The sequence below is a fragment of the Achromobacter insolitus genome, assembly GCF_002209555.1.
Lineage (GTDB): Bacteria > Pseudomonadota > Gammaproteobacteria > Burkholderiales > Burkholderiaceae_B > Achromobacter > Achromobacter insolitus.
In genome coordinates this window covers 142,032-165,551 of the sequence record NZ_NJIF01000007.1, presented here as the reverse complement: position 1 = coordinate 165,551, position 23,520 = coordinate 142,032, and the positions used below count along the sequence as shown (strand labels likewise).

Sequence of the window (23,520 nt, the reverse complement as noted above, 5' to 3'; positions counted from 1 at the left end):
GCCTCAGCGTTTTTCGGCGTACACGCCGAAGCGCTGCAGTTGCGCTTCGCTATTGGCGATTTCGCGCAGGCTTTCCTCGCCGCTGTGCGCGACCAGCATGGCAGTAAGCGTCTGGGCGATGGAGAGGGCAGGCACCACGGACGGAAACAGCGAGGGCGTGTCATTGGCCACCAGCAGCAGTGCGCGCGCGCCGGGGGCTATGGGTGAAACCGCGCTGTCGGTGACCGCGACCACGCTGGCGCCGCGCTCCCGCGCGAATTCCACCGCCGCGACCGCCACCTGGGCATAGGGCGCCTGGCTGAACGCGACCAGGGCATCGCGCGGGCCAATGCGGCGCAATTCGTCGGCCAGTGTGCCGCCCACGCCGGTAAGCAGCGTTACGTTGTCCAGGAACATGCCGCAGGCATAGCTGAAGTGATAGGCCGCGGGATACAGGCTGCGCAGGCCTATGACGTAGATGCGGCGCGCGCCGGCCAGCACGCCGTGCGCGGCCTTCAGGGCGGGCAGGGCGGCGGGGCCGAGGCTGCTGCCCAGGTTATGGACTTCGGCATCGAGGATGTCGGCGACCAGCCCGGCATCGGCATCATGCTGTGGACGCTTGCGCAGCGCCGTGGCGCGGCCCGAGAAACTGGAACCGCCCGCGGCCAGCCAGTCGCGATACGGTTGCCGGAACGCCTCGTAGGATTCGAATCCCAGTTGGCGTGCCAGGCGCAGCATGACGCCGGCCTGCACACCCGCATGGCCGGCTGTGGCGCGCATCGATTCCAGGGCGATGTCCTTGGGATGATCGATCGCGTAGCGGGCCGCCTGCCGCAGCTTGGGCGGCAAGGCGGAAAACTGGGTTTCGATCAGTTTGTCGATGGCGGCTTTATCCATCTGCGCTCCGGGTTAGGTGCCGCGTATTATGGCGTATCGTCCTTCAGCGCGAGATCGATGGCGCGGGCCAGCGCGTCCGCGGCGAACCCCAGTTCATCGGCGGTGCTGAGATAGGGCGGCGCCAGCAGCACGTGGTCGCCGTGCGTGCCGTCTATGGTCCCTCCGCCCGGATAGCACAGCAGGCCCAGCTTGCGCGCCTGCGTCTTGATGCGCGCATGGAGGCGGCGCTCTGGCGCATAGGGGCGCAGGCTGCCGGGGTCCTCGGCCAGCTCCACGCTCCAGAACATTCCCCGGCCGCGGATGTCGGCCACATGCGGGTGGCTTCCCAGGCGCGCGGCCAGCATGGCGCCGAACTTCCCGCCCATTTCTGCCACGCGGTCCACCAGTTTGTCGCGCAGCACGATGCGCTGCACGGCCAGCGCTGCGGCGCAGGCCACCGGGTGGCCCACATAGGTATAGCCATGCTGGAACGCGCCCGAGCCTGCATTGATGGCGCCAATGACCCGGTCATGCGCCAGCACCGCGCCTATGGGCAGGTAACCGCCGCCCAGGCCCTTGGCCAGCGTCAGCAGGTCCGGCACCACGCCTTCCTGCTCGAAGGCGTGATAGCTGCCCGTGCGGCCCAGCCCGCACATGACCTCGTCCAGGATCAGCAGCACGCCGTGGCGGTCGCACACCTGTCGGATCTTGCGGAAATAGCCGGGCACGGGCGCGACGGTGCCTGCGGTGGCGCCGACCACGGTTTCGGCGATGAAGGCGGACACCGTGTCCGGACCCAACCGGAGGATCTCGGCGTCCAGCTCCGCGGCCAGGCGGTCGGTGTACTGCTCATCGCTTTCCCCGGCCGCGCGGTAGTGCAGGGGGAAGCAGGGCGAAACGTGGTGACTTTCAATCAGTACGGGCTGGTAGAGCGCGCGCCGGCCGGCATTGCCGCCCACTGACAAGGCCGCAAGCGTGTTGCCGTGATAGCTCTGGCGGCGCGCGATGTAGCGGTAGCGTTCGGGCTCGCCGCGTTCGACGTGATACTGGCGCGCCATTTTCAGGGCCGTTTCGACCGCTTCCGATCCCCCCGAGACGAAGTAGGCGTTACCCAGGCATGCCGGGCTGTTGGCCGCCAGCAGCTCGGCCAGTTCTTCCGCCGCGGGCGTGGTGAAGAAACTGGTGTGCGCGTATTCCAACGCATCCAGTTGCGCCACGGCCGCGGCGCGCACTTCGGGATGCGCATGGCCCAGGCACGAGACCGCCGCGCCGCCCGATGCGTCGAAATAGCGCCGGCCCTCCTGGTCGATGATGAAGCAGCCTTCGCCCTTGATGGCGACGGGAAGGGGGCTGGCGTTGCGATGGATGATGCGGCTCATGGTGTGGTGCGGTATTGGCGGATGGGGTTATCGAATAAAACACATGGTATATTTATTGTAAAAATAAACCAAACGGTTTTATCGCCATATAGGCCATTGCGTCATCATTCGCTCAAGGGGGCGTCATGAACTTTTCCAGTCTGTTGCATCGTTGGACTTTCGGGATTGCGGCGCTCGCCGCGTTGGGCGCGGCTGCTCCGGCCAGTGCTGCCTGGCCGGAGCAGCCGGTGCGGCTGGTGGTGCCGTTCGCAGCCGGCGGCACTACCGATCTGTTGGGACGCCTGATGGCAGAGGGCCTGGGCGCTGAACTCGGCCAGTCCGTGGTGGTGGTGAACAAGGCCGGCGCGGGCGGCAGCCTGGGAGCGTCCGAGGTGGCACATGCGCAGGCGGACGGCTATACCCTGCTGCTGGGCACGCCCGGCACGCAGATCATCAACGCCTACGTCTACAAGAAGATCGGCTACGACCCCGTCAAGGATTTCGCCCCGGTGGCCTATGTTGCGCAGGTGCCTAACGTGGTGCTGACGCATCCCGGGTCTGGCCTGAAAAACATGGAGGACCTGCTGCGCACCGCGCGCGCGGAGCCCGGGCGTCTGAATTGGGGTTCGCCGGGCGTGGGCAGTTCGGGCCACCTGGCGCTGGAGATGATCAAGCGCATGGGCAAGGTGGACATCCGCCACGTGCCGTACAAGGGGGCAAGCCAGGCCAATAATGACCTGCTTGGCGGGCAGATCGACCTGTCCGCGGACAATCTGCCCACGGCCTTGCCGCTTATCAAGGCGGGCAAGTTGATTGCGCTGGGCGTGACTTCGGCCCAGCCGGTTCCCGCCGCGCCGGGCGTGCCCGCCATCGCGCAGGCCGTGCCGGGCTTCGAGCTGACTTCGTGGTTCGTGGTGATGGCGCCCGCCGGCACACCGCAGCCGGTCATCGATAAGCTCAACGCCGCCGCGCAGCGGGTGCTGGATTCGCCCGCCACGCGCGAACGGCTGGCCGCGCTTGCGGCGCAACCCATGGGCGGTACGCCGCAGGCGCTGGCGCAGCATCTGCAGACGGAGCGCGAGAAGTACCGCGTCCTGATCGAGGGCACGGACATCCGTCCGGAATAATCGGGAAAGCGCATGGGCAAGAGCATAAAAAAACGGCTTGCAGTGGCGCGCTTCTGGTATGAAGGCAACGCCTTCTGCCCGGTGCCTTGCGCCATGGCGGATTTCGAGCTGCGCGAATGGCGCAAAGGCGGCGACGCCTTGGCCGCCGCCGACGGCACGGCCACCGAACTGGGTGAAGTCGCCGAGTTCCTCCGGACGCATCCTGACTGGGAAGTCGTGGCCCTGCGCTGCGCGTCCGCCCTGCCGGGCGGTCCGATCGAGGATGCCGTGCACCGTGCCTTCACGGAAGAGGTGCTGGCAGACCTGGCGGCGGGCGAGTCCCGCTGGGACGCCGTATACCTGTCGTTGCATGGCGCCGCCATCACGGACCGGCGGCAGTCGCCCGATCTGGATTTCGTGCGCGCGGTGCGGGCATTGCTGCCCGGCGTGCCCCTGGGCGCCAGCTTCGACCTGCATGCCAACCTGTCCCCGGAGCTGGGCGGCCTGCTGGACTGCGCCAGCGGCTACAAGACTTACCCCCACATCGACATGCGCGAGGCGGCGCGGCGGGTGCTCGACATGCTGCTGCGTATGCAGGCCGGCGAGCTGTCGCCCCGCGTGCTCGTGGCCAAACCGGACCTGTTGCTGCCCAGTTTCAACATGCGCACCGATGCAGGCCCGATGCGCGAATTGCAGGATCTTGCCGCAGCCCTGGCGGACGATCGCGTGGCCGAAGTCTCGGTGTTTGGCGGTTTTCCCTATGCCGACACGGTTGATACCGGCGCTTCGGTGCTGGTGGTGGCTGATAAGGTCCGCGACGCCGGTGGCGCGGGGGCGAGCGCCGCGGCCGAGGCCATGATGGCGGCAATGCGGCGCCTGGCACCCGCGTTCGCGGTCAGCCTGCCGACGCCGCAGGAAGGCTTGGCGTTGGCCGTCGAGGCGGCGCGCTCGGGCGCCGGCCTGGTCGCCGTCACCGATCCTGGCGACAACCCGCTGTCGGGCGGAGTGTGCGATACCCCGGCGCTGTTTCGCGCCTTGCTCGATGCGCAAATCGACCTGCCCTGCGTATTCGCCAGCTTCGCGGACCCTGACGCGGTCCGGCGCGCGCACGAAGCCGGGCAGGGCGGCGATTGCGAACTGGCCCTGGGCGGCCGCGTGAGCGGCGATTTCGGGCCTGCGGTGCGCGCGGCGTTCCGGGTCGAGCGCTATACCGACGGTGAATTCAGCAACACCGGCCCGATGGAAACAGGCGTGCGCACGAGTTGCGGACGCACTGCCTTGCTGTCGCTACGCGATCGGCCGAACGTACAGGTCATCGTGACCGAACGGGTCGCGCCCGCCAACGATCCAGGCTTCTTCGCGCTGCACGGTATCGATCTGGATCATGTGCGCCTGTTGTGCGTGAAGGCCAAGAACCACTTCCGGGCGGCTTTTCTGCCGCTGTGCGCCGCGATCATCGACGTCGACGCGCCGGGGCCCGCGGCCTTGGATCTGCGGCTGCTGCCGTTCCGGCATGCGCGCCAGGGCATGGGCGCCACCGACGCGCAAGACTTGCGGAAATAGGCGCGCGGGCCCGCGCGCCTCGGTGTTGACCCTGCGTTACACGGCAAGGGCCTTGCGCTATATTGCGACCCTTGTCCCGCAGGCCCGCCGGGCGGCGTCCGCGCTGTCGAATCCTTCTTCCGGAAGTCGTTTACATGCCCCAGACACTTGAAGTCATCGCCACCATCCTGTTCGCCGTGGCGGTTCTTCATACCTTCTCGGTTCCCTTTTTCGCGCGGCTTGCGCATCGTGGCGGACCGCACGCGGGCATCTGGCATCTGTTCTCCGAAGTCGAGGCCGTGTTCGGTGTCTGGGCCTTTGTGCTGATCGTCGCGATGGCGGCGCTGTCGGGCCCGTCGCACGCCATCGAGTACATGGACACGCGCAATTTCACCGAGCCGCTGTTCGTCTTCGTCATCATGGTGGTGGCTGCCAGCCGGCCGATCCTGGAGCTGGTAGGCATGCTGGTGCGTCTGGTGGCGCGTGTGCTGCCGCTGCCGCGCGAACTCGCCACCTTTTTCGTCGTTATGTCGCTGGTGCCGCTGGGCGGCTCCTTCATTACCGAACCCGCCGCGATGACGTTGGCCGCCATCCTGCTGCGCGATGCCTATTTCCGCAGCAGCGGACGAGCGGGCTTCAAGTATCTGACCCTCGGGGTGCTGTTCGTCAATGTGTCCATTGGCGGCGTGCTGACCTCCTATGCCGCGCCGCCGGTATTGATGGTGGCTTCCACTTTTGGCTGGGACTCGACCTTCATGGTCCAGCATTTCGGCTGGCGCGCCGCGATCGCCGTCTGCTTGAACGCGGCGCTCTTGACGTTCATCTGCCGCAAGGCGCTGCTGGAGCGCTCGGTGGGCACGGGCGGGGGCGTGGATGCGCCTGAAGGCAGCGACGGGCGCGGGCCTGTGCCGGTGCTGGTCATGCTGGTGCACCTGGGCTTCCTGGTCGCCGTGGTGCTCAGCGCGCATCATCCGGCCATCTTTCTGGGCCTCTTGATGATGTTCATCGGCTTTGCCGAAGCCTATAAGCGTTATCAGAGCCGCCTGATGATCAAAGAAGGCCTGATGGTGGGCTTTTTCCTCGCGGGGCTGGTGGTGCTGGGCGGCCTGCAGAAATGGTGGCTGCAGGATCTGCTGGGTGGCCTGGAGCCCTTTGTGCTGTTCTGGGGCGCGACGGCGCTTACGGCCATTACCGACAACGCCGCGCTGACCTACCTGGGTTCGCTGGTCGAGGGCACCAGCGAGGCCTGGCGCTACATGCTGGTGGCCGGCGCGGTCACCGGCGGGGGGCTGACCGTGATCGCCAACGCGCCCAACCCGGCTGGCTTCGCCATCCTGAAGAACCACTTCCCGGACGGCAGCATTTCGTCGGGGCGGCTGTTCCTGTCTGCCCTCGCGCCGACCCTGGTGGCGGCCGTCATGTTCCTGCTTCCCGTATAGGGCGGCAGCGCCGGCGGAGCCGCTGACGGAGCCCTTGCGGCGCGCCCCAAGGCGGTCCGCGGGGGGCGGACACCGGCCATTCACGAAAAACCGCTAAAATTCAAGACTTTCCCGTATTTTTTCCGGCCTCGCCCACCGGCCGCTTCCGTTCGGACCAGGTCCCCGACCCGATCCGGCCCCGGACCTTGCGTCTGGCGCCAGCGGCTTTTGGATAGCGGCTTTTGATACGCCGGGCCCCCGCCTGGGAGCTTTAGATGCCCATTTACGCTTACAAGTGCAGCGCCTGCGGCCATGCCAAAGACGTCTTGCAGAAGATTTCCGATGCGCCGCTTTCGGTTTGTCCCGAATGCGGCCAAAGCACGTTCTCCAAGCAGGTGACCGCGGCTGGATTCCAGCTCAAGGGCTCCGGCTGGTATGTCACGGACTTCCGTGGCAACGGCAGCGGCGGCAGCCAGGGCGCGGCCTCGGCCAGTACGCCGGCGGCCGCTGAAAGCGCCGCGCCTGCCGCGGCGCCAGCAGCCCCGGCCGCTCCTGCGGCGCCCGCTGCCGGTAGCGCCGCCTCCTAGAGCACACGCGATGCGTATGCGCGTCATCAAGAAGTACTTCATCACCGGGCTGCTGATCTGGGTTCCCCTGGTCATCACGGTGTGGGTGCTGGGCTTGCTGGTCGCGACCCTGGAAGGGTTCGTGCCCGGCTTCCTGTCGTCCGAATCGCTGTTCGGCATCGACATTCCCGGCTTCCGCTTCGTGCTGGTGGTGGTAGTGGTTCTTCTGACGGGCGTTTTCGCGGCCAACCTGATCGGCCGTACCATGGTGGACCAGTGGGAAAGCCTGCTGGGCCGCATTCCCTTGGTGCGTTCCATCTACAACTCGGTCAAGCAGGTCAGCGATACCGTGCTTGCGCCCAACGGCCAGGCGTTTCGCCGGGCGGTATTGGTGCAGTACCCGCGCGCAGGCAGCTGGACCATTGCTTTCGTTACCGGCACGCCCAGCGGCGAAGTGGCCGACCAGCTTCCCGGCGACCACATCAGCGTGTACGTGCCGACCACGCCGAATCCGACGTCCGGCTTCTTCCTGATGGTCCCGCGCGCAGACGCGATGGATCTTCAGATGAGCGTGGACGCGGCTTTGAAGTACATCGTTTCCATGGGCGTTGTCGCCCCGGTCCAGGCGGCGACGCCTGTGTCCCGGCCGGCCGCTCCCGTTCCGGCGCCCGACGTGCAAGACACGCCTCGCGCCGATTCGTAACCCTTACGCTACAACCAAGCACATAAACGGAGTCATCCCGCATGCGTACCTGCTACACCGGCCAGGTTTGCCGTGACCATCTCGGCCAGACCGTCACCCTGTACGGCTGGGTGAACCGCCGCCGCGACCACGGCGGGGTCATCTTCATCGACCTGCGCGACCGCGCGGGCCTGGCGCAGATCGTGTTCGATCCGGACAACGCCGCCTTCGCGACCGCGGAGCGCCTGCGCAACGAGTTCTGCATCCGCGTGACCGGCCTGGTGCGCGAGCGTCCGGCGGGCACCGCCAACGCCGAGCTGGCTTCGGGCGAAGTCGAAGTGCTCTGCAAGGAAGTCGAGATCCTGAACGCGTCGGTCACGCCGCCGTTCCAGCTGGACGACGACAACCTCTCGGAAACGACGCGCCTCACGCATCGCGTACTGGACCTGCGCCGTCCGCAGATGCAGCGCAACCTGATGCTGCGCTATCGCGTGTCCATCGAAGTGCGCAAGTTCCTGGACCAGCTGGGCTTCATCGACATCGAAACCCCGATGCTGACCAAGAGCACGCCTGAAGGCGCGCGCGACTATCTCGTGCCTTCGCGTGTGAATGCTGGCCACTTCTTCGCGCTGCCGCAGTCGCCGCAGCTCTTCAAGCAGATGCTGATGGTGTCCGGTTTCGACCGCTACTACCAGATCACCAAGTGCTTCCGCGACGAAGACCTGCGCGCTGACCGCCAGCCCGAATTCACCCAGATCGACTGCGAAACCTCGTTCCTGAACGAGTTCGAGATCCGTGAAATCTTCGAAAACATGATCCGCCACGTGTTCAAGGTGGTTCAGGACGTCGATCTGCCGACGCCGTTCCCGATCATGACCTGGACGGAAGCCATGCGCCGCTACGGTTCGGACAAGCCGGACCTGCGCGTGAACCTGGAATTCACCGACATGACCGACGTCATGCGCGATGTGGACTTCAAGGTGTTCGCCGCCGCCGCCACGGCGCCTGGCAGCCGCGTGGTCGCCCTGCGCGTGCCCGGTGGCGCCGAGATGTCGCGTAGCGAAATCGACAGCTACACCCAGTTCGTCGGCATTTACGGTGCCAAGGGCCTGGCCTACATCAAGGTCAACGAAGTGGCCAAGGGCCGCGACGGCCTGCAATCGCCCATCGTCAAGAACCTGCATGACGCTGCCCTGGCCGAACTGGTCAAGCGCACCGGCGCGCAGGACGGCGACATCATCTTCTTTGGCGCCGACCGCGAGAAGGTCGTCAACGACGCTATCGGCGCGCTGCGCGTGAAGATCGGCCACAGCGAGTTCGGCAAGAAGGCCGGCCTGTCCACCGCCGGTTGGATGCCGCTGTGGGTCGTCGACTTCCCGATGTTCGAGTACGACGAGGAAGATGGCCGCTACACCGCAGCCCACCACCCCTTCACCAGCCCGAAGGACGGTCACGAAGACTTCCTGGAATCCGATCCCAGCAAGGCTTTCGCGAAGGCCTACGACATGGTGCTCAACGGTTGGGAAATCGGCGGCGGCTCGGTCCGTATCCACCGTGAGGAAGTGCAGAGCAAGGTGTTCCGCGCGCTGAAGATCGGCGCCGAGGAAGCTCGCGAGAAGTTCGGCTTCCTGCTGGACGCGCTGCAATACGGCGCGCCTCCGCACGGCGGCATCGCCTTCGGCCTGGACCGCATCGTCACGATGATGACCGGCGCCGAATCGATCCGCGACGTAATTGCCTTCCCGAAGACCCAGCGCGCCCAGTGTCTCCTGACGCAAGCGCCGTCCGAGGTCGACGAGAAGCAACTGCGCGAGCTGCACATCCGCTTGCGGAACGTAGAGACGAAGTGATCCCCCCCGAAGCGCCGTAGGCGCTTCCCCCCCAGGGGGGCGCCGCTACGGACCGGCGGAGCCGGATCCGTGCGGCCTGGCTTGAGGGGCGTTGTGCGGCTGTGGCGTTCGTGCCTCGATTGGGCAGTTAAAGAAAGTAGTTGTTCCTGGAAAACGGGAGTGCGTCGCAGGCGCAGCAACTGTCTTCTGAATTGGAGTAATCTGGCAAACGCCGCTCGCTTATGGGCGGTGCTGGCCGGGTTTCTTTTTTGCTGCGGCTGGCGGTTCCCCAGCTTTGAAAGGCGCCATTTTCTATGTCGCTCATCCGCGTCGTCAGCTACAACATTCACAAGGGCCGCTCGGCATTGGGCCGGCGCGACTCCCTGAACGAATTGCGCCTGGGCCTGTATGGCCTGCGTCCGGATCTGGTCTTCCTGCAGGAAGTCCAGGGCCGAAATGAGCAGAAATCCCTGCTAGATGCCCAGCATGAGTCCCTGGCCGCCGCGTTGCGGCTGGATGTCGCCTATGGCCGCAACGCCGTCCGTCACGAGACCGACCACGGCAATGCGTTGCTGTCGCGCTTTCCCATTCTTGACCACGAAAACCAGGACATCTCCGATCACCGGCTCGAGCAGCGCGGCTTGCTGCATGCGCGCATCGAGCTCGACGGACGGGCGGTGCATTGCTTCGTCGTGCATCTGGGGTTGTTCGCTACCAGCCGCAGCCGCCAGATACTGGCACTGACCGAACGCATCCGGCGCATGGTGCCGGACGGCGAGCCTATCCTGATCGCGGGCGACTTCAATGACTGGGGCGATCGCCTGGCGCCCCTGTTCGTGCAGCAGCTGGGCCTGTATGAAGTGTTCTCGCATGCTCCGCGCAGCCATGGCGGCGAACTGCCGCGTCTGCGGGATTCCGTGAAGCGGTTGAGCAACGCGCTGCGCGGGCTGCCCAATAGCGGCGTGTCCATCATGGAGCGCACCAACCAGCTCGGCATGGATGGCAATTCGCGACTGCTGCTGCCGCCGCCGCGCACTTTCCCGGCGGTGTTCCCGTGGTTCCGCCTGGACCGCATCTACCAGCGCGGCTTTGCCGTGCGCAGCGCCCGCGTGCTGCGCGGCCGCGAATGGGCCAGGCTTTCCGATCATTCTCCCTTGCTGGCCGAGCTGGAACTGCCGTGAGGGCTGAGCAGTCCAAGCTGGACTGGACGGAGGGCAACGACGTCCGGTTGCTCCAGAACGGCTCCGACTTCTTTCCCGCGTTGGTCGCGGCCATCGATGCTGCCCAGGTCAGCGTGCACCTGGAAACCTATATCTTCACGCCGGACCGCACCGGCTCCCTGGTATTGGACAGTCTGGAGGCGGCCGCGCGACGCGGGGTCAAGGTTCGCGTCGTGCTCGATGGCTTTGGCAGCGCCGGGTTCGTCGAGCCCTTGCGCACGCGGCTGACCAACGCTGGCGCGCAGTGCCGCATATTCCGTCCTGAGCCTCGCTGGTTCGCGCGCTACATTCCGTCGCGCAGCAGGCTGAGGCGCCTGCATCGCAAGGTTACGGTGGTGGACGGACGCATCGCCTTCATCGGCGGGATCAACATCATCGACGACTACGATGACCGAGACCCCACGGACGGCATTACCGGACCGCGCTTCGACTTCGCGGTGCAGGTGCAGGGACCGCTGGTCACCGAAGCCGCCTATGCCCAGGAACTGCTGTGGGTACGGTTGAACTGGGCGCGTCTGCGCCGCCATCCTCGTGATTGGAACCGCATGCGGCTGCTGAAGCCGCGGCATGCTGCCGTTGCGCCTTGCGGCAACCTGCGCGCCGCGCTGGTGCTGCGTGACAACCTGCGGTACCGCCAGACCTTTGAACGTGCCTACCTTTATGGCATCGCGCATGCCCGCCGCGATATCCTGATCGCCAACGCCTATTTCTTTCCCGGCCGGCAGTTCCGCCGCGCGCTGGCCAAGGCGGCCGCACGCGGCGTGCGCGTGCGCCTGTTGCTGCAGGGCAAGATCGAATACCGCATGCAGTACCACGCCACGCGCTCGCTGTACGACCAGCTGCTGCGTGACGGCATCGAGATCTACGAATACATGCCGAGCTACCTGCATGCGAAGGTGGCTGTCATCGACAACGTCGCGACCGTGGGTTCGTCCAATCTGGACCCGTTCAGCCTGCTGCTGGCGCGCGAAGCCAACGTGGTCGTCGACGACCAGCCGTTTTCCTGGGACCTGCAGGAACGGCTGGAGACCGCCATCCGCGAGGGGGGGCGCTTCATCCGGCCGCTGGAGTATCAGCGCCGGGGATGGTTGCGGCGCTGGGTCGACGCGGTTTCCTATACGTTGTTGCGCATTGGAGTGGCGCTGACGGGAACTTCCGACAAGTACTGAGCGCGGGCGCTGGAGTAGAATTCAGCACAAATTGCGCGAGTCGAGAACAGCTATGTCCGCGGTTGATTTTCGACGATGGGGACAGGGGAACGCGGTCATGAAAACAGTGGCAATCCTGCAGTCGAACTACGTGCCGTGGAAGGGATATTTTGACCTGATCGCGGCGGTGGACGAATTCGTTATTTATGATGAAGTCCAGTTCACCAAGAACGATTGGCGCAACAGGAACCAGATCAAGACGCCGCAGGGCATACAGTGGCTCTCAATTCCAGTTGGCTCGGATATCCAGCGGCGGATTTCCGAAGTGGAACTGCCTGCCGGCCCATGGGCCGAAAAGCACTGGAAAACCCTGGCTGCGAATTACGGACGTGCCCATTGTTTTGAAGACGTGGCGCGTTGGCTGAAGCCCTTGTACCTCGAGGGAGGTTATCAGCGTCTATCTGAATTGAACGTCGCGTTCATCAAGGCCATTTGCGCGTATCTAGGAATCAAAACGAAAATCAGCGATTCGGCGGATTTCGAGTATTCGGCCGGTAAAACCGGAAGGCTGGTCGGCCTATGCCGCCAGACGGGCGCCGACCGCTATCTATCGGGTCCTGCTGCCAAGGCCTATCTCGATGAAGGTGAGTTTGCTGCGGCAGGCGTCAGCGTTGCATGGTTCGATTACGCCGGGTATCCGGAATATCCTCAGTTATGGGGAAAATTCGAACATGGGGTTTCCATATTGGATCTGTTGTTCAACTGCGGCACAGAATCGTCCCAGTACATGAGATACGTGAAATGAAGCTCTCCGTTGTCGCCACCCTGTATCGGTCCGCGCCCTATATCGACGAATTCTGCCGCCGAGTCCGACTGGCCGCGAAAGACCACGCGGGCGATGACTATGAAATCATCCTGGTCAATGACGGCTCGCCTGACGACAGCTTGGAAATCGCCAGGCAGATCGCCTCCCTCGATACCAAGCTGGTGGTTGTGGACCTGTCGCGCAATTTCGGCCATCACAAGGCCATGATGACAGGCTTGGCGCATGCCAGCGGCGACGAGGTCTTTCTTATCGACACCGACCTTGAAGAGGCCCCTGAATGGCTTGCCGAATTTGCCGCCCTGCGCGCCGAGACCGACAGCGACGTGGTGTACGGGGTGCAGCGGCAACGCAAAGGAGCTTGGTTTGAACGGGTAACCGGCCGGCTGTTTTGGTATTCGCTGAAAAAGCTGACCGGCATGCCCTTGCCAGGTAACGTCACCACCGCGCGCCTGATGTCGCGGCGCTATGTGCAGGCCTTGTTGCAGCATCAAGAGCGCGAAGTCTTCATCGCAGGGCTTTGGTTCATCACCGGGTTCAGGCAATCGGCCTGCGAGGTCGACAAGCTGAGCAATTCGACCTCGACCTATACGCTGCGCAAGAAAATGTCCTTGCTCGTGAATTCGGTCACCGCGTTCAGCAACGCACCCCTGATCAGTATCTTCTACCTGGGATTGTTGATTTCCCTGGTGGCGGGGTGCTACATCGTCTTCCTGGTGCTGCGGTGGTGGCTGGAGGATACGTCCATGGCGGGCTGGACTTCGGTCATGGCTTCCATCTGGTTGCTGGGGGGGCTGCTGATGTCGTCACTGGGCGTGCTTGGCATCTACGTGGCCAAGATCTACACGGAAGCGAAGGGACGTCCGTACACGATAGTCCGCGATATCTATCGGAACGGCGCGCCATGAAAAGCGTGGTGTTTCTATGCTCGGGTGGCGGCGGCAACCTCAGGTTCGTGCAGGCGGCCATGCAGCGAGGGTGGTTGCCCGGCGGGCGGATCGTGGGCGTGCTGACCGACCGCGAATGCGGCGCCAGCGAATTTGCGCGCGGCAACGGCTTGTTTACGCGCTGCATGGATTTTTCGCGGTCAGGCCAGGCGGACGTGCAGCTTGAGCTCCGGCGCCTCGCGCCTGATGCGGTGGTGACGAATGTCCACAAGATCCTGACCCCGGATTTTGTCGCGGAATACGAGCACGCCTTGCTCAATCTGCACTATTCCCTGTTGCCGGCCTTTGGGGGGACCATTGGCGTCGAGCCCGTGCGGCGCGCGCTGGAGTACGGCGTCACGCTGCTGGGCGTGACCGCGCATCGGGTCTCGGCCGAAGTCGATGCGGGCCGGCCGCTGGCTCAGGCGGCGATCCCGGTCGAGGCCGGGGATGACGTCGATCACGTCATGGACCTGGTGTTCCGCGCCGGCTGCCTCGCCTTGCTGGAAGCCTTGAGAAGCCAACTGGGTATCGCCGGGCAGCCACGTGCACGCTTGCTGCGCCTGTGCGGCAGGGACGTCATGTTCAATCCCTTCGGGTCCTCCGGGGACGCATGGGCTGACGAAACGTTTTGGCAGGAAGTGAAGGCGAACACCGCAGCGGAACCGCCCTCGTGCTGAATCCGGACCGACGTGCCGGACGATCCGGCTACCGCTTCCAGTTGCTGCGCTATGCCTTGGTCGGGCTGGTGAGCAATGCCCTGGGATATGCGGTCTATCTGCTGGTCACGCACCTGGGTATGGCGCCCAAGATTACGGTGACACTTCTCTATGCGGTAACGGCGGCATTGGCATTTTTTGGAAACCGTCGCCTGACCTTCCAGAGCAACGGCCGTATCCTGGGGCCCGCACTACGGTATGTGCTGGCCCACGGCGTGGGATACCTGATCAATATTGGCTTGCTGGCGTTTTTTGCCGATCGCCTTGGCATACCGCATCAGTGGGTCCAGTTGGCCGCCGTCTTCATCGTGGCGGGATTCATGTTCTGCGCGCTTCGCTGGTTCGTGTTCGCCGACAAGGCGAAAGGATAGATGGGATGAAGCAATGTCTGACCTGCGGTGCCGCGTTTTCCCGCGATGAACCAGGGTGTCCGTCGTGCCACGCCAAACCCGTAGTGGTGGACGGTTTTGAAGCATACGCGCCGGAGCTCGCCCGCGAGGGCGGAGGCTTCAAGGAAAGCCATTTCGCTGAACTCGCGAGCCTCGAGGAAGGACATTTCTGGTTTGAAGCGCGAAACGAACTGATCGCCTGGGCGATTGAAAAGTACTGCCCGACGCGAGACAACTTCCTCGAAATCGGATGCGGCACGGGTTTTGTACTGGCCGGCATGGCCAAGCGGTTTGCATTCGGAAAAATGCTTGGTAGCGAGATTTTTTCCCAGGGACTGCATTTCGCTGCACAGCGCGTGCAGCAGGCCGCTTTTATCCAGATGGATGCCCGCAAAATCCCATTTCGCGAGGAATTCGATGTTATCGGCGCGTTCGATGTCCTGGAGCATATCCAGGAAGATGAAGCCGTCCTGCAGCAGATTCGCCAGGCGCTCAAGCCGCAGGGCATGTTATTGCTGACGGTGCCGCAGCACGACTGGCTGTGGAGCCCCAGCGACGATTATGCTTGCCATGTCCGCCGCTACTCATCCAGGGATTGCCATGCCAAGCTGCGTGCCGCAGGATTCCACATCGTGCGCAGCACCTCCTTCGTCTCCTTGTTGTTGCCCTTGATGATGATGTCCCGCCTGAAGAAGCGGAAACAGGGAGGCGAGTTCGACGCTGCCGACGAGTTCAAGCTTTCTCCGGGGTTGAACGCCATGCTGTACCGCGTGATGAAGGGAGAGGCCTCGCTGATCAGGGCGGGTGTCGATTTTGCGGCGGGCGGATCCCGCTTCGTGATTGCTCAACGGATTGAATAGCGATGAAGGCGATTATTCTTGCGGGCGGAACCGGTTCCAGGCTGTATCCGCTGACTCAGGTAACCAGCAAACAGTTGCAGGCGGTCTTCGACAAACCGATGATTTACTACCCCCTGACCGTTCTCATCGCCGCGGGGGTGCGCGAATTCTGTCTAATCTCCACACCGCAGGACCTGCCCAAATTCGAGAATCTTCTTGAAGATGGCCGCAAGTGGGGAATCAGTATCGAATACCGGGAGCAGGCCAGACCGGAAGGCATTGCGCAAGCGTTCCTTATCGCCGAGGATTTCATCGCGGGAGAGGATGTGGTGCTCATGCTGGGCGACAACATCTTTTCCGGAGGCGGCGATTTCCCGCGAGCCATGGCGGAGTTCCGCGATGGCGCCGCGATCTTCGCCTATCACGTGCGAGATCCCGAACGCTATGGAGTCGTGGAATTCGACGCGAAGGGCAACGCTCTTTCGCTCGAGGAAAAGCCCGTGAAGCCTCGTAGCAGCTATGCCGTGCCGGGCGTGTATATCTACGATAAGAACGTCGTGGACATCGCGAGAGGGCTGAAGCCGTCGCCTCGCGGTGAACTCGAGATCACCGATGTCAATATCGAGTATCTGCGTCGGGGAAAACTCAAGGTGAACCGGCTCAGCCGGGGTTTTGCCTGGCTGGATGCCGGCACCAGTTCTGCGCTGCAGGAAGCGTCCGCCTACATCGAGGCAGTCGAACGCCGCCAGGGCGTCAAGATCGGCTGCCCCGAAGAAGCGGCGCTTGTTCGCGGATTCCTCAGTCTGGCAGCATTTGAAAAATTGGTGAACGAATTGCCCAATTGCCAATATCGGGACTACCTGCGTAGCGTCGCGGACGAAACCAAACGATTTGGAGGCGCACAATGAGCGCGCAGCGGCTTGATTTCAACAAGCCCTACCTGACAGGCAAGGAAGCCGGATACATCGCCCAGGCGCTGGCCAACCAGAAGCTGGCGGGCGATGGCGCATTCACCAAGTTGTGCCACGACTGGTTCGAGCAGCACGTGGGATGCGCCCGAGGCTTGCTGACGCACTCCTGCACCGCCAGCCTGGAAATGTCCGCCATGCTTTGTGACGTGGGGCCGGGCGACGAGGTGATCATGCCCTCGTATACCTTTGCGTCCACGGCGAATGCATTTGCCTTGCGCGGCGCGGTGCCGGTGTTCGTCGACGTGCGCCAGGACACGATGAATCTGGACGAAATGCTCCTGGAGCAAGCCATTACTCCGCGGACGAAGGTGATCGTGCCGGTGCATTACGCCGGCGTCGCCTGCGAAATGGACACACTGCTGGCCATCGCGGCGCAACATGGAATCCGGGTGGTTGAGGATGCGGCGCAGGGCATCATGGCCAGTTACAAAGGTCGTCCACTAGGCAGTCTTGGCGATCTTGGCACGTTCAGTTTCCATGAAACCAAGAACGTGATTTCGGGGGAAGGCGGGGCGCTGCTCGTCAATCATCCCGATCTGGCGCTGCGGGCCGAGATCATCCGTGAAAAAGGGACGGACAGGAGCCGCTTCTTCCGCGGCGAGGTGGACAAATACACTTGGCAGGAAGCGGGCTCTTCCTATCTGCCAAGCGAGCTGATTGCCGCGTTTCTCTGGGCCCAGCTGGAGTCCGCTCGGGACATCACGCAACAGCGATTGGCGATCTGGGACCGCTATCATGCGGCGCTGGCGCCTATGGAGGCCCAGGAACGGTTGCGCCGGCCCATCGTGCCGGAAGGCTGCGAGCACAATGCGCACATGTACTACGTGTTGCTGCCTGCGACCGTCAGCCGCCGCGAGGTAATCGAAGAGTTCCGGGCACGCCAGATCTATCCCGTCTCCCACTACGTTCCTCTGCACTCCGCGCCCGCAGGTCTTCGTTATGGGCGTGCGGCCGGCAGCATGGCGGTCACCGACGATTATTCCGAGCGGTTGCTGCGCTTGCCGTTCTGGGTGGGTTTGACGGCCGCCCAGCAGGATCTGGTGGTCGAGGTGCTGGACGCCGCGTTGCGGAAACGGATCTAACCCGCTCGAGGACGGAAGCGCAATAGGCCCAGCGCCAGCGCGGTGCCTGCCAGGATGATCGCGGCGCCCGCCGCGATGGATGGCGTGATGCGCTCGTCCAGGAACCACGAGCCCCACAGCACCCCGAAGATCGGCACGAGAAACGTCACGCTGACGGCGCCGGTCGGGCCGACGTTGGCGATCAATCGGAAAAAGATGATGTAGGCCGCGCCCGTGCACACCACAGCCAGCAGAATGGTGGCGATCCAGGCTTGCATGGAGGCGGGAGCCTCGGGCCAATGGGTGACCGCCATGGGTAGCAATACCAGCGTCGCGCCTATCATGCTGCCGGTGGCGTTGGCCAGGGCATCCACGCCCGTCAGGAAGCGTTTGGTCCAGTTGGCGGCGATGCCGTAGAACACCGGCGCCGACACGGCGGCCAAGACCGCCGGCCCCGTGCCGCCGTCGTTGAAATTCAGCTTGTCCCATACCAGCACTACGATGCCGACCACGCCGATCATCAGGCCCAGGGAGCGGGTCCAGGCAAGCTTGTCCTTGAGCCACAGCCAGCCGATGACCGCGCCCCAGACGGGCGTCACGGCATTGGCTACCGACAGGAACCCGGCGCCCAGCGATTGCGCGGCATAGGCAAACAGCAGGAACGGCACGGCTGCGTTAAGCACGCCCACCATCAGCAAGGCCTTCCAGTGCCGTGCGATGACGGGCAGCTTGCCCCGCCACAGCGCGGCGGGTAGCAAGACCAGTGCCGCCAGGCCAACGCGCAGCTCGATCAGGGCGATCGGCCCGAACTCCGGCACTGCCAGGCGCATGAACAGAAAGGAGCCGCCCCAGACGGCGGCCAGGAGCAGCAGATCCAGCAGGTTACGTTGACGCATGGTCAGTCCCGTCGGGGGCTCATTTGCGGTTTGCGGTCAGGTTTTTCATCTTGACGCGGTGCGCCAGCAGGGCGCAGCTCAGGGACAGGACGATACAGAGCACCAGGCCCGCGCGCACTCCGTTTAGTACCGTGCTATGGGAAATAATGATGCCGACCACGGCCGTTCCCAGCGCGCTGCCGATGGCGCGGGTGGTCTGGACCAGCGCCGAAGCCACGCCCACGTCGCGCCGCTCGCTCAGCATCTGCATGAACAGGGTCAGGTTCGGCAACAGGAAGCCGAGTGCACAGCCGTTGACAAAGAAGGCAGCCAGAATCCACCAGGCGGAGGTGCCCGGCGAGATCAGCAGCACCATCAGCGCGCCGGCCGCCAGCAGGCAGGCGCCGAACACCATCAAGCGCTGCGGTTCGGTCTGCTTGGGGAATAAGCGGCCATTGATAATGCTGCCCACAGAAATGGCGGCCACAAGCGGGGTGAGCAAGAGCCCGGCTTCGCTGGGGGTGTAGTTAAGCACCTGTTGCAGCAACAGCGGGCTATAGAAGATCAGGACGAACATGACGGCGCCCACCATCATCGCCGCCAGATTCAACAGCCGGGATTCCGCGCCGCCCAGCACGCGTAGCGGGAAGATGGGGGACTTTACGCGGCGTTCCGTGGGGATGAGGATGGCGATGGCCGCGACGCCGACTATGGCGAGCGCCAATCCGAGCATGGGCTGGGCATGGTCGCCGCTGGCGAAGGCGAGCTCCAGCGCGGCCAGCGGCGCCCCTACTGCGAGCACCAGCAGGATGGCGCCCAGCCAGTCGATCTTGCGGCTGCCATCATGGATGGGCCGGATGCGCGGGAAGTAACGGGCCAGCAGGAAGAACGCGCCCGCCGCCGCGATCGGCGCAATGAAAAAGGCCGCCCGCCAGCCCAGTGCCTGCGTGGCCGCTCCCCCCAGCACCGGGCCAATGCCGCTGGCCATGGCGAACGCCGCCGACACCAGCGCCATCCAGCGCACCCGCTGCTTGGCGTCGGGGAACAAGTCCGCCGGCGCGGCGAATGCGGTCGCGATCATCATGCCGCCGCCTATGCCCTGCAGCGACCGGAAAATGATCAACTGCATCATGCTTTGCGACAGGCCACAGGCGATCGAGCCCAGCGCCACGATCAAAACCGATAGCAACATCAAGGGCTTGCGGCCGAACATGTCGCCCAGGCGGCCGAATATCAGGATGGACGCGGCGGTAGCCAGCAGGTAGCCCGTTCCGACCCAGGCGTAAAGGGCCATGCCATTCAGCGCCTCGGCCACGCGCGGCAGGGTGGTGCTGATGATGGTGGAATCCAGCGCGGCCAGCACAACCGTTGCCGAAACCCCCGCCATGCCCATCAGCAGGTCACGTCGTGTATGGGCGGGGGCGGGGGCGGAGGCGGTTGGCGGGGGTGATTCAGGTGGCGGCGTCATGCCGCAGAGCATATCACCGGCGCGTCAGGGATTTCACTTATAGAAGGTGTGGTAACCCCAGAAAACCGCGATGACCAGAACCACCATGATCCAGGACCAGCGCGAATTGGACAGGCCGCGCGGCTCCGGTTCGGGGGGAGGGGGAGGCGGCGCCAGGCGGGGCTGGGCGGCCATGTAATCGATGAAGGCGGCGAAGAATTTTTCAATGATCTTTTCGCCGGCCTTCAGTACCAGGCCCTCGCCGCATTCGGCCAGCTTGCCGCCGGTCATGCCGGCCACCGTATAGGCGACGCGGGTGCCCTGATCCTTGGTGCTGAGGTTGACCTGGGCGGTGCCGATGGCCAAGCAGGCGGCGCGGCCCTTGCCCTCGAATACCAGGGTGCAACTGTCGGGGGGATTGACGTCCGAGAGCAGGATTTCGCCCTCGTAGTCGGTGTCCAGGCCAGCAATCTTTGCCCGGAGGGTGACTGCGTACTCCGTGTCGCTGCGCTTGTCGACAGCGATGCATCCGGGAATACATCGCTGCAGCACGGCCGGATCTGTCAGAGCGTCCCAAGTCTGATGCTGGGTTGAAGGAATCCACTGGGCATCTGCAATGCGCATGGCTGTCTCCTTGCTTGGTACAGTCTCGCTTTCATTGTGGACCCAATTCGCGCAAAACGCCAATATCGGCCTTTTTGCCTCTGGACTCTCGTCGAATCCATCAGGGATGCGCAGAGTAGAATCAAGCTCTGTCCGCCATCCACAGCCGGCGCTCCTTTTCCCCTGTAATACCCATGACTATCCTAGTTACCGGAGGTGCTGGCTTTATCGGAGCCAACTTTGTGCTCGATTGGCTGGCCCGCACTGACGAACCCGTAATCAACCTGGACAAGCTTACCTACGCGGGCAACCCGCAGAGCCTGCAGGCGCTGGACGGGGATAAGCGGCATGAGTTGATCGTCGGCGACATATGTAATGCCTCGCTGGTCGGCAGCCTGTTGAAACAGCATCGACCGAGGGCCATCATCAACCTGGCGGCGGAATCCCATGTGGACCGTTCCATACATGGGCCAGAAGCGTTCATCCAGACCAATATCGTCGGCACGTTCCGGTTGCTGGAATCGGTGAGGGCCTACTGGAACGAACTGGATCCGGCAGCACGCGCCGAATTTCGCTTCCTGCACGTATCTACCGATGAGGTCTATGGTTCGTTGCCGGAGGACGGCAATGGCTTTACTGAAACCCATCGGTACGAGCCCAACAGTCCATATTCGGCAAGCAAGGCTGCCAGCGATCATCTGGTGCGCGCCTATCACCACACCTACGGCCTGCCGCTGCTGACGACGAACTGTTCCAACAACTATGGCCCTTTCCAATTCCCGGAGAAGCTGATTCCCCTGGTGATAGCCAACGCGTTGGCCGGAAAGCCCCTGCCCGTTTATGGCGATGGCCGGCAGGTGCGTGATTGGTTGTACGTGGCTGACCATTGCAGCGGCCTGCGCCGCGTGCTCGAGGCGGGCCGTGTTGGGGAAACCTACAACATCGGCGGCGAGAACGAGCATCCCAACCTGGATATCGTCACGGCTGTATGCGCCCTATTGGACGTGTTGCGGCCTCGGGCGGATGGCATTCCGTACAAGCAGCAGATCACCTTTGTGCAGGATCGGCCCGGCCATGACCGCCGTTACGCGATCGATGCCTCCAAAATCAATAAAGAGCTGAACTGGCGGCCGGCGGAAACCTTTGAAACCGGACTGCGCAAGACCGTGCAATGGTATCTGGACCACGAGCAATGGGTGCGGGACATCATCACCGGAGCCCATCATCGCAGCTGGGTCGAGAAGCACTATGCGCGTTAACGGAAACCGGCAAGGCCAAATGTCCCGGCCGGCTGCAATGCAACCATCTCGATAAAGCCGACGATGCTGATAGCCCGTGGCATGCAACTGGGAGCAGGCGCCGTTACGGCGGCATTGCTGGGGTGGGTCCTGTGGGCTTGCGGCCGAGGCTTTGATTTCACGGACGAAAGCCTGTACCTGATCTGGCTGCATAGTCCGCACGCATACGCGGCCTCGGTCACGCAATTCGGTTTTGTGTACCACCCCTTGGACTGGCTGCTCGGGGGAGACATCGCCTTGCTCCGGCGGGCAAACGTGTTGTTGACCTGGGGGCTGGCGTGGGTGGCGGCATACCTGTTTCTGTCGTCGATGTTGAACGAGCAGGCCACCAAAACCACTCGGCTGGTCATCAGTGCCGTATTTGCAGGCTCCAGCCTGATTTTCTTCCAGCTTTGGCTGCCGTCTCCCAGCTACAACAGCTTGACGTTCCAGGCGATTCTGGTGGCGTTCAGCGGCCTTCTGCTGGCCGACCGCAGGCGCGCGCGCGCAAGCGACGCGGGATGGCTGCTGGTGGCATTGGGCGGGTGGATGGCATTCATGGCCAAGCCCACCACCGCGCTCGCCCTGGCGGTGCTTTGTGCCATGTATTTACTGTGCGCTCGCAAATTGAGCCTGCGTGGAGCGATCATCAGCCTGCTCGGCGCCGCGGTGTTGCTCGTCGTGAGCGCCTGGCTGATCGACGGCTCCGTTCAGGGCTTCATTCAGCGGATCCGGTCCGGCCTGGCGCTGGCGCAGGCGCTGGGTGGAGGCCATGAATTCGGCAAGATGCTGCGCGTGGATCCCATTTTCCTGCCAGATCCGTTGACCCTGTCTATCTTGGCGGCGGGCGCTGCGGCCGCGATCGTTGCGTTTCTGGTCGGGGCGACGGGGTGGTTCAGCCAAGCGGTGGGCGCGCTGGCGCTGCTGGCGGCTTTGGTCTACGCAGTCGGGCTGGCTTGGGGCTGGCTTCCCGCGCAGGATTTTGGCAAATTCCAGGGCATGGCGGTGCTGGCGGCGCCCTTGTCCGGTCTGGGCGTATTCGCCGCGCGCGGGCTCATGGGCCATTGGCAGGCATTGCAGCTGAAGAAATGGGCCTTGCTCTTGCTGTGCGCCATGCTGCCGTTTGCCTATGCGTTCGGAACCAACAACAACTACTGGGTCGGCGCTGCGGCCACCGGCTATTTCTGGCTGTTGGCGGGAGCAGGATTATGGGGCCTGACCAAACCCAGAGCGGGGGCCTGGGTCAGCCTGTTGCCGATGGGGGCGATTGCGCTGGTTGTAGCGGCCTTGCTGCTGCAACTGGCCATGGACAGGCCTTATCGGCAGCTCGAGGCACTGCGTACGAATGCGCATCCTACCGTGCTGGGACCGGGCGGGGGATCTTCCTTGCTGCTTTCCGAAGCCGACCATCGTTACATAGAACAATTCAAGCAGGCAGCCGCCAAGGCGGGGTTTTCCGCCGGCACGCCGATGATAGATCTGACGGGCCGTGCCCCCGGCGTGCTGTACGCGGGGGGCGCACTCAACGTGGGGCAGCCATGGCTGATCGGCGGATATCCGGGGAGCCTCGGCTTCGTATCGCAGGCCCTGGATTCCGTTTCGTGTGAAGTGCTGGCTTCGTCCTGGTTGCTGCTTGAGCCGGAGTCGCCACGCGCGATTCCACAGGCCGTGCTGGCCCGATATGGCGCCGACGCCGTGATGGACTATGTGCCGGTGGGTGAAATCGTCAGGCAAGCGGACGCTGCGCACGCCGATGAGGCCCGGCGCCAGCAAGTGCTCAAGCCCTCGCGCGACACGGCGGCCGCGGTGCGCGCTTGCGTCGCAGCGAAGGCCGCGCGCTAGGAAGCGCACGGCCGAGACGCGCTA

General features: G+C 63.9%; 22 protein-coding genes. 17 read left to right on the top strand and 5 right to left on the bottom strand.

The window, feature by feature from the left end:
- Positions 1-3: 3 nt before the first annotated feature.
- Together CEY08_RS21315 and CEY08_RS21310 are read right to left on the bottom strand one after the other, a co-directional pair.
- Positions 4-876, bottom strand: coding sequence for a MurR/RpiR family transcriptional regulator (locus CEY08_RS21315; RefSeq protein ID WP_042795971.1), 873 nt, complete (start codon positions 874-876; stop codon positions 4-6).
- A gap of 26 nt (positions 877-902) precedes the next feature.
- On the bottom strand, positions 903-2,234 hold the full coding sequence (locus CEY08_RS21310) for an aspartate aminotransferase family protein (RefSeq protein WP_042795972.1): 1,332 nt from the start codon (positions 2,232-2,234) through the stop codon (positions 903-905).
- 125 nt (positions 2,235-2,359) lie between these two features.
- Here CEY08_RS21310 and CEY08_RS21305 point away from each other — a divergent pair, with 125 nt between their 5' ends.
- From CEY08_RS21305 to rffA, 15 genes are all read left to right on the top strand, one after another.
- Entirely contained in the window at positions 2,360-3,340 is a 981-nt protein-coding gene (locus CEY08_RS21305; protein WP_063961421.1) for a Bug family tripartite tricarboxylate transporter substrate binding protein, read from the top strand.
- Positions 3,341-3,352: 12 nt separating this feature from the next.
- Complete coding sequence (locus CEY08_RS21300) at positions 3,353-4,882, top strand: M81 family metallopeptidase (RefSeq protein WP_063961420.1); 1,530 nt, start codon at positions 3,353-3,355, stop codon at positions 4,880-4,882.
- A 134-nt stretch (positions 4,883-5,016) separates the two neighbouring features.
- The gene (locus tag CEY08_RS21295; protein ID WP_063961419.1) at positions 5,017-6,300 is read left to right on the top strand and encodes a putative Na+/H+ antiporter; all 1,284 of its coding nucleotides are present in this window, start codon (positions 5,017-5,019) and stop codon (positions 6,298-6,300) included.
- Positions 6,301-6,554: 254 nt separating this feature from the next.
- Entirely contained in the window at positions 6,555-6,866 is a 312-nt protein-coding gene (locus CEY08_RS21290; protein ID WP_076816763.1) for an FmdB family zinc ribbon protein, read from the top strand.
- A gap of 16 nt (positions 6,867-6,882) precedes the next feature.
- A complete protein-coding gene (locus CEY08_RS21285; RefSeq protein WP_042795977.1) occupies positions 6,883-7,548 on the top strand; it encodes a DUF502 domain-containing protein in 666 nt (221 codons plus the stop codon).
- 41 nt (positions 7,549-7,589) lie between these two features.
- Entirely contained in the window at positions 7,590-9,377 is a 1,788-nt protein-coding gene (gene aspS / locus CEY08_RS21280; RefSeq protein ID WP_042795978.1) for an aspartate--tRNA ligase, read from the top strand.
- A gap of 293 nt (positions 9,378-9,670) precedes the next feature.
- A complete protein-coding gene (locus CEY08_RS21275) occupies positions 9,671-10,537 on the top strand; it encodes an endonuclease/exonuclease/phosphatase family protein (protein WP_042795979.1) in 867 nt (288 codons plus the stop codon).
- Positions 10,534-11,745 carry a cardiolipin synthase ClsB gene (gene clsB / locus CEY08_RS21270; protein WP_063641503.1) on the top strand — a complete coding sequence of 404 codons (1,212 nt, stop codon included), beginning with the start codon at positions 10,534-10,536 and terminating at the stop codon, positions 11,743-11,745. Before CEY08_RS21275 ends, clsB begins: the two co-directional genes overlap by 4 nt.
- Before the next feature lie 97 nt (positions 11,746-11,842).
- Entirely contained in the window at positions 11,843-12,529 is a 687-nt protein-coding gene (locus CEY08_RS21265) for a WbqC family protein (RefSeq protein ID WP_042795980.1), read from the top strand.
- Positions 12,526-13,455: a glycosyltransferase family 2 protein gene (locus CEY08_RS21260; RefSeq protein WP_063641502.1), complete on the top strand. Its 930-nt coding sequence runs from the start codon at positions 12,526-12,528 to the stop codon at positions 13,453-13,455. Before CEY08_RS21265 ends, CEY08_RS21260 begins: the two co-directional genes overlap by 4 nt.
- On the top strand, positions 13,452-14,153 hold the full coding sequence (gene purN / locus CEY08_RS21255; RefSeq protein ID WP_076816761.1) for a phosphoribosylglycinamide formyltransferase: 702 nt from the start codon (positions 13,452-13,454) through the stop codon (positions 14,151-14,153). Before CEY08_RS21260 ends, purN begins: the two co-directional genes overlap by 4 nt.
- On the top strand, positions 14,147-14,563 hold the full coding sequence (locus CEY08_RS21250; protein ID WP_063641500.1) for a GtrA family protein: 417 nt from the start codon (positions 14,147-14,149) through the stop codon (positions 14,561-14,563). Before purN ends, CEY08_RS21250 begins: the two co-directional genes overlap by 7 nt.
- A gap of 5 nt (positions 14,564-14,568) precedes the next feature.
- On the top strand, positions 14,569-15,441 hold the full coding sequence (locus tag CEY08_RS21245) for a class I SAM-dependent methyltransferase (protein ID WP_084738639.1): 873 nt from the start codon (positions 14,569-14,571) through the stop codon (positions 15,439-15,441).
- A gap of 2 nt (positions 15,442-15,443) precedes the next feature.
- Positions 15,444-16,328 carry a glucose-1-phosphate thymidylyltransferase RfbA gene (rfbA, locus tag CEY08_RS21240; protein WP_042795982.1) on the top strand — a complete coding sequence of 295 codons (885 nt, stop codon included), beginning with the start codon at positions 15,444-15,446 and terminating at the stop codon, positions 16,326-16,328.
- Positions 16,325-17,473: a dTDP-4-amino-4,6-dideoxygalactose transaminase gene (gene rffA / locus CEY08_RS21235; RefSeq protein WP_042795983.1), complete on the top strand. Its 1,149-nt coding sequence runs from the start codon at positions 16,325-16,327 to the stop codon at positions 17,471-17,473. The genes rfbA and rffA overlap by 4 nt, the downstream gene beginning before the upstream one ends.
- Here the strand turns inward: rffA and CEY08_RS21230 are convergent.
- The 3 genes from CEY08_RS21230 to CEY08_RS21220 all read right to left on the bottom strand — a co-directional run bounded on the left by CEY08_RS21230 (position 17,470) and on the right by CEY08_RS21220 (position 20,398).
- Positions 17,470-18,348 (bottom strand): DMT family transporter, encoded by an 879-nt coding sequence (locus CEY08_RS21230; RefSeq protein WP_042795984.1) that lies wholly within the window; start codon positions 18,346-18,348, stop codon positions 17,470-17,472. The genes rffA and CEY08_RS21230 overlap by 4 nt on opposite strands.
- A gap of 19 nt (positions 18,349-18,367) precedes the next feature.
- Positions 18,368-19,720, bottom strand: coding sequence for an MFS transporter (locus tag CEY08_RS21225; protein ID WP_042795985.1), 1,353 nt, complete (start codon positions 19,718-19,720; stop codon positions 18,368-18,370).
- A 108-nt stretch (positions 19,721-19,828) separates the two neighbouring features.
- Positions 19,829-20,398: an SRPBCC family protein gene (locus CEY08_RS21220; protein WP_063641497.1), complete on the bottom strand. Its 570-nt coding sequence runs from the start codon at positions 20,396-20,398 to the stop codon at positions 19,829-19,831.
- 173 nt (positions 20,399-20,571) lie between these two features.
- Here CEY08_RS21220 and rfbB point away from each other — a divergent pair, with 173 nt between their 5' ends.
- Both rfbB and CEY08_RS21210 read left to right on the top strand, forming a co-directional pair.
- Positions 20,572-21,636: a dTDP-glucose 4,6-dehydratase gene (gene rfbB / locus CEY08_RS21215; protein WP_076816756.1), complete on the top strand. Its 1,065-nt coding sequence runs from the start codon at positions 20,572-20,574 to the stop codon at positions 21,634-21,636.
- Between the two features lie 63 nt (positions 21,637-21,699).
- Positions 21,700-23,496: a hypothetical protein gene (locus CEY08_RS21210; protein WP_088607785.1), complete on the top strand. Its 1,797-nt coding sequence runs from the start codon at positions 21,700-21,702 to the stop codon at positions 23,494-23,496.
- Positions 23,497-23,520 lie beyond the last annotated feature (24 nt).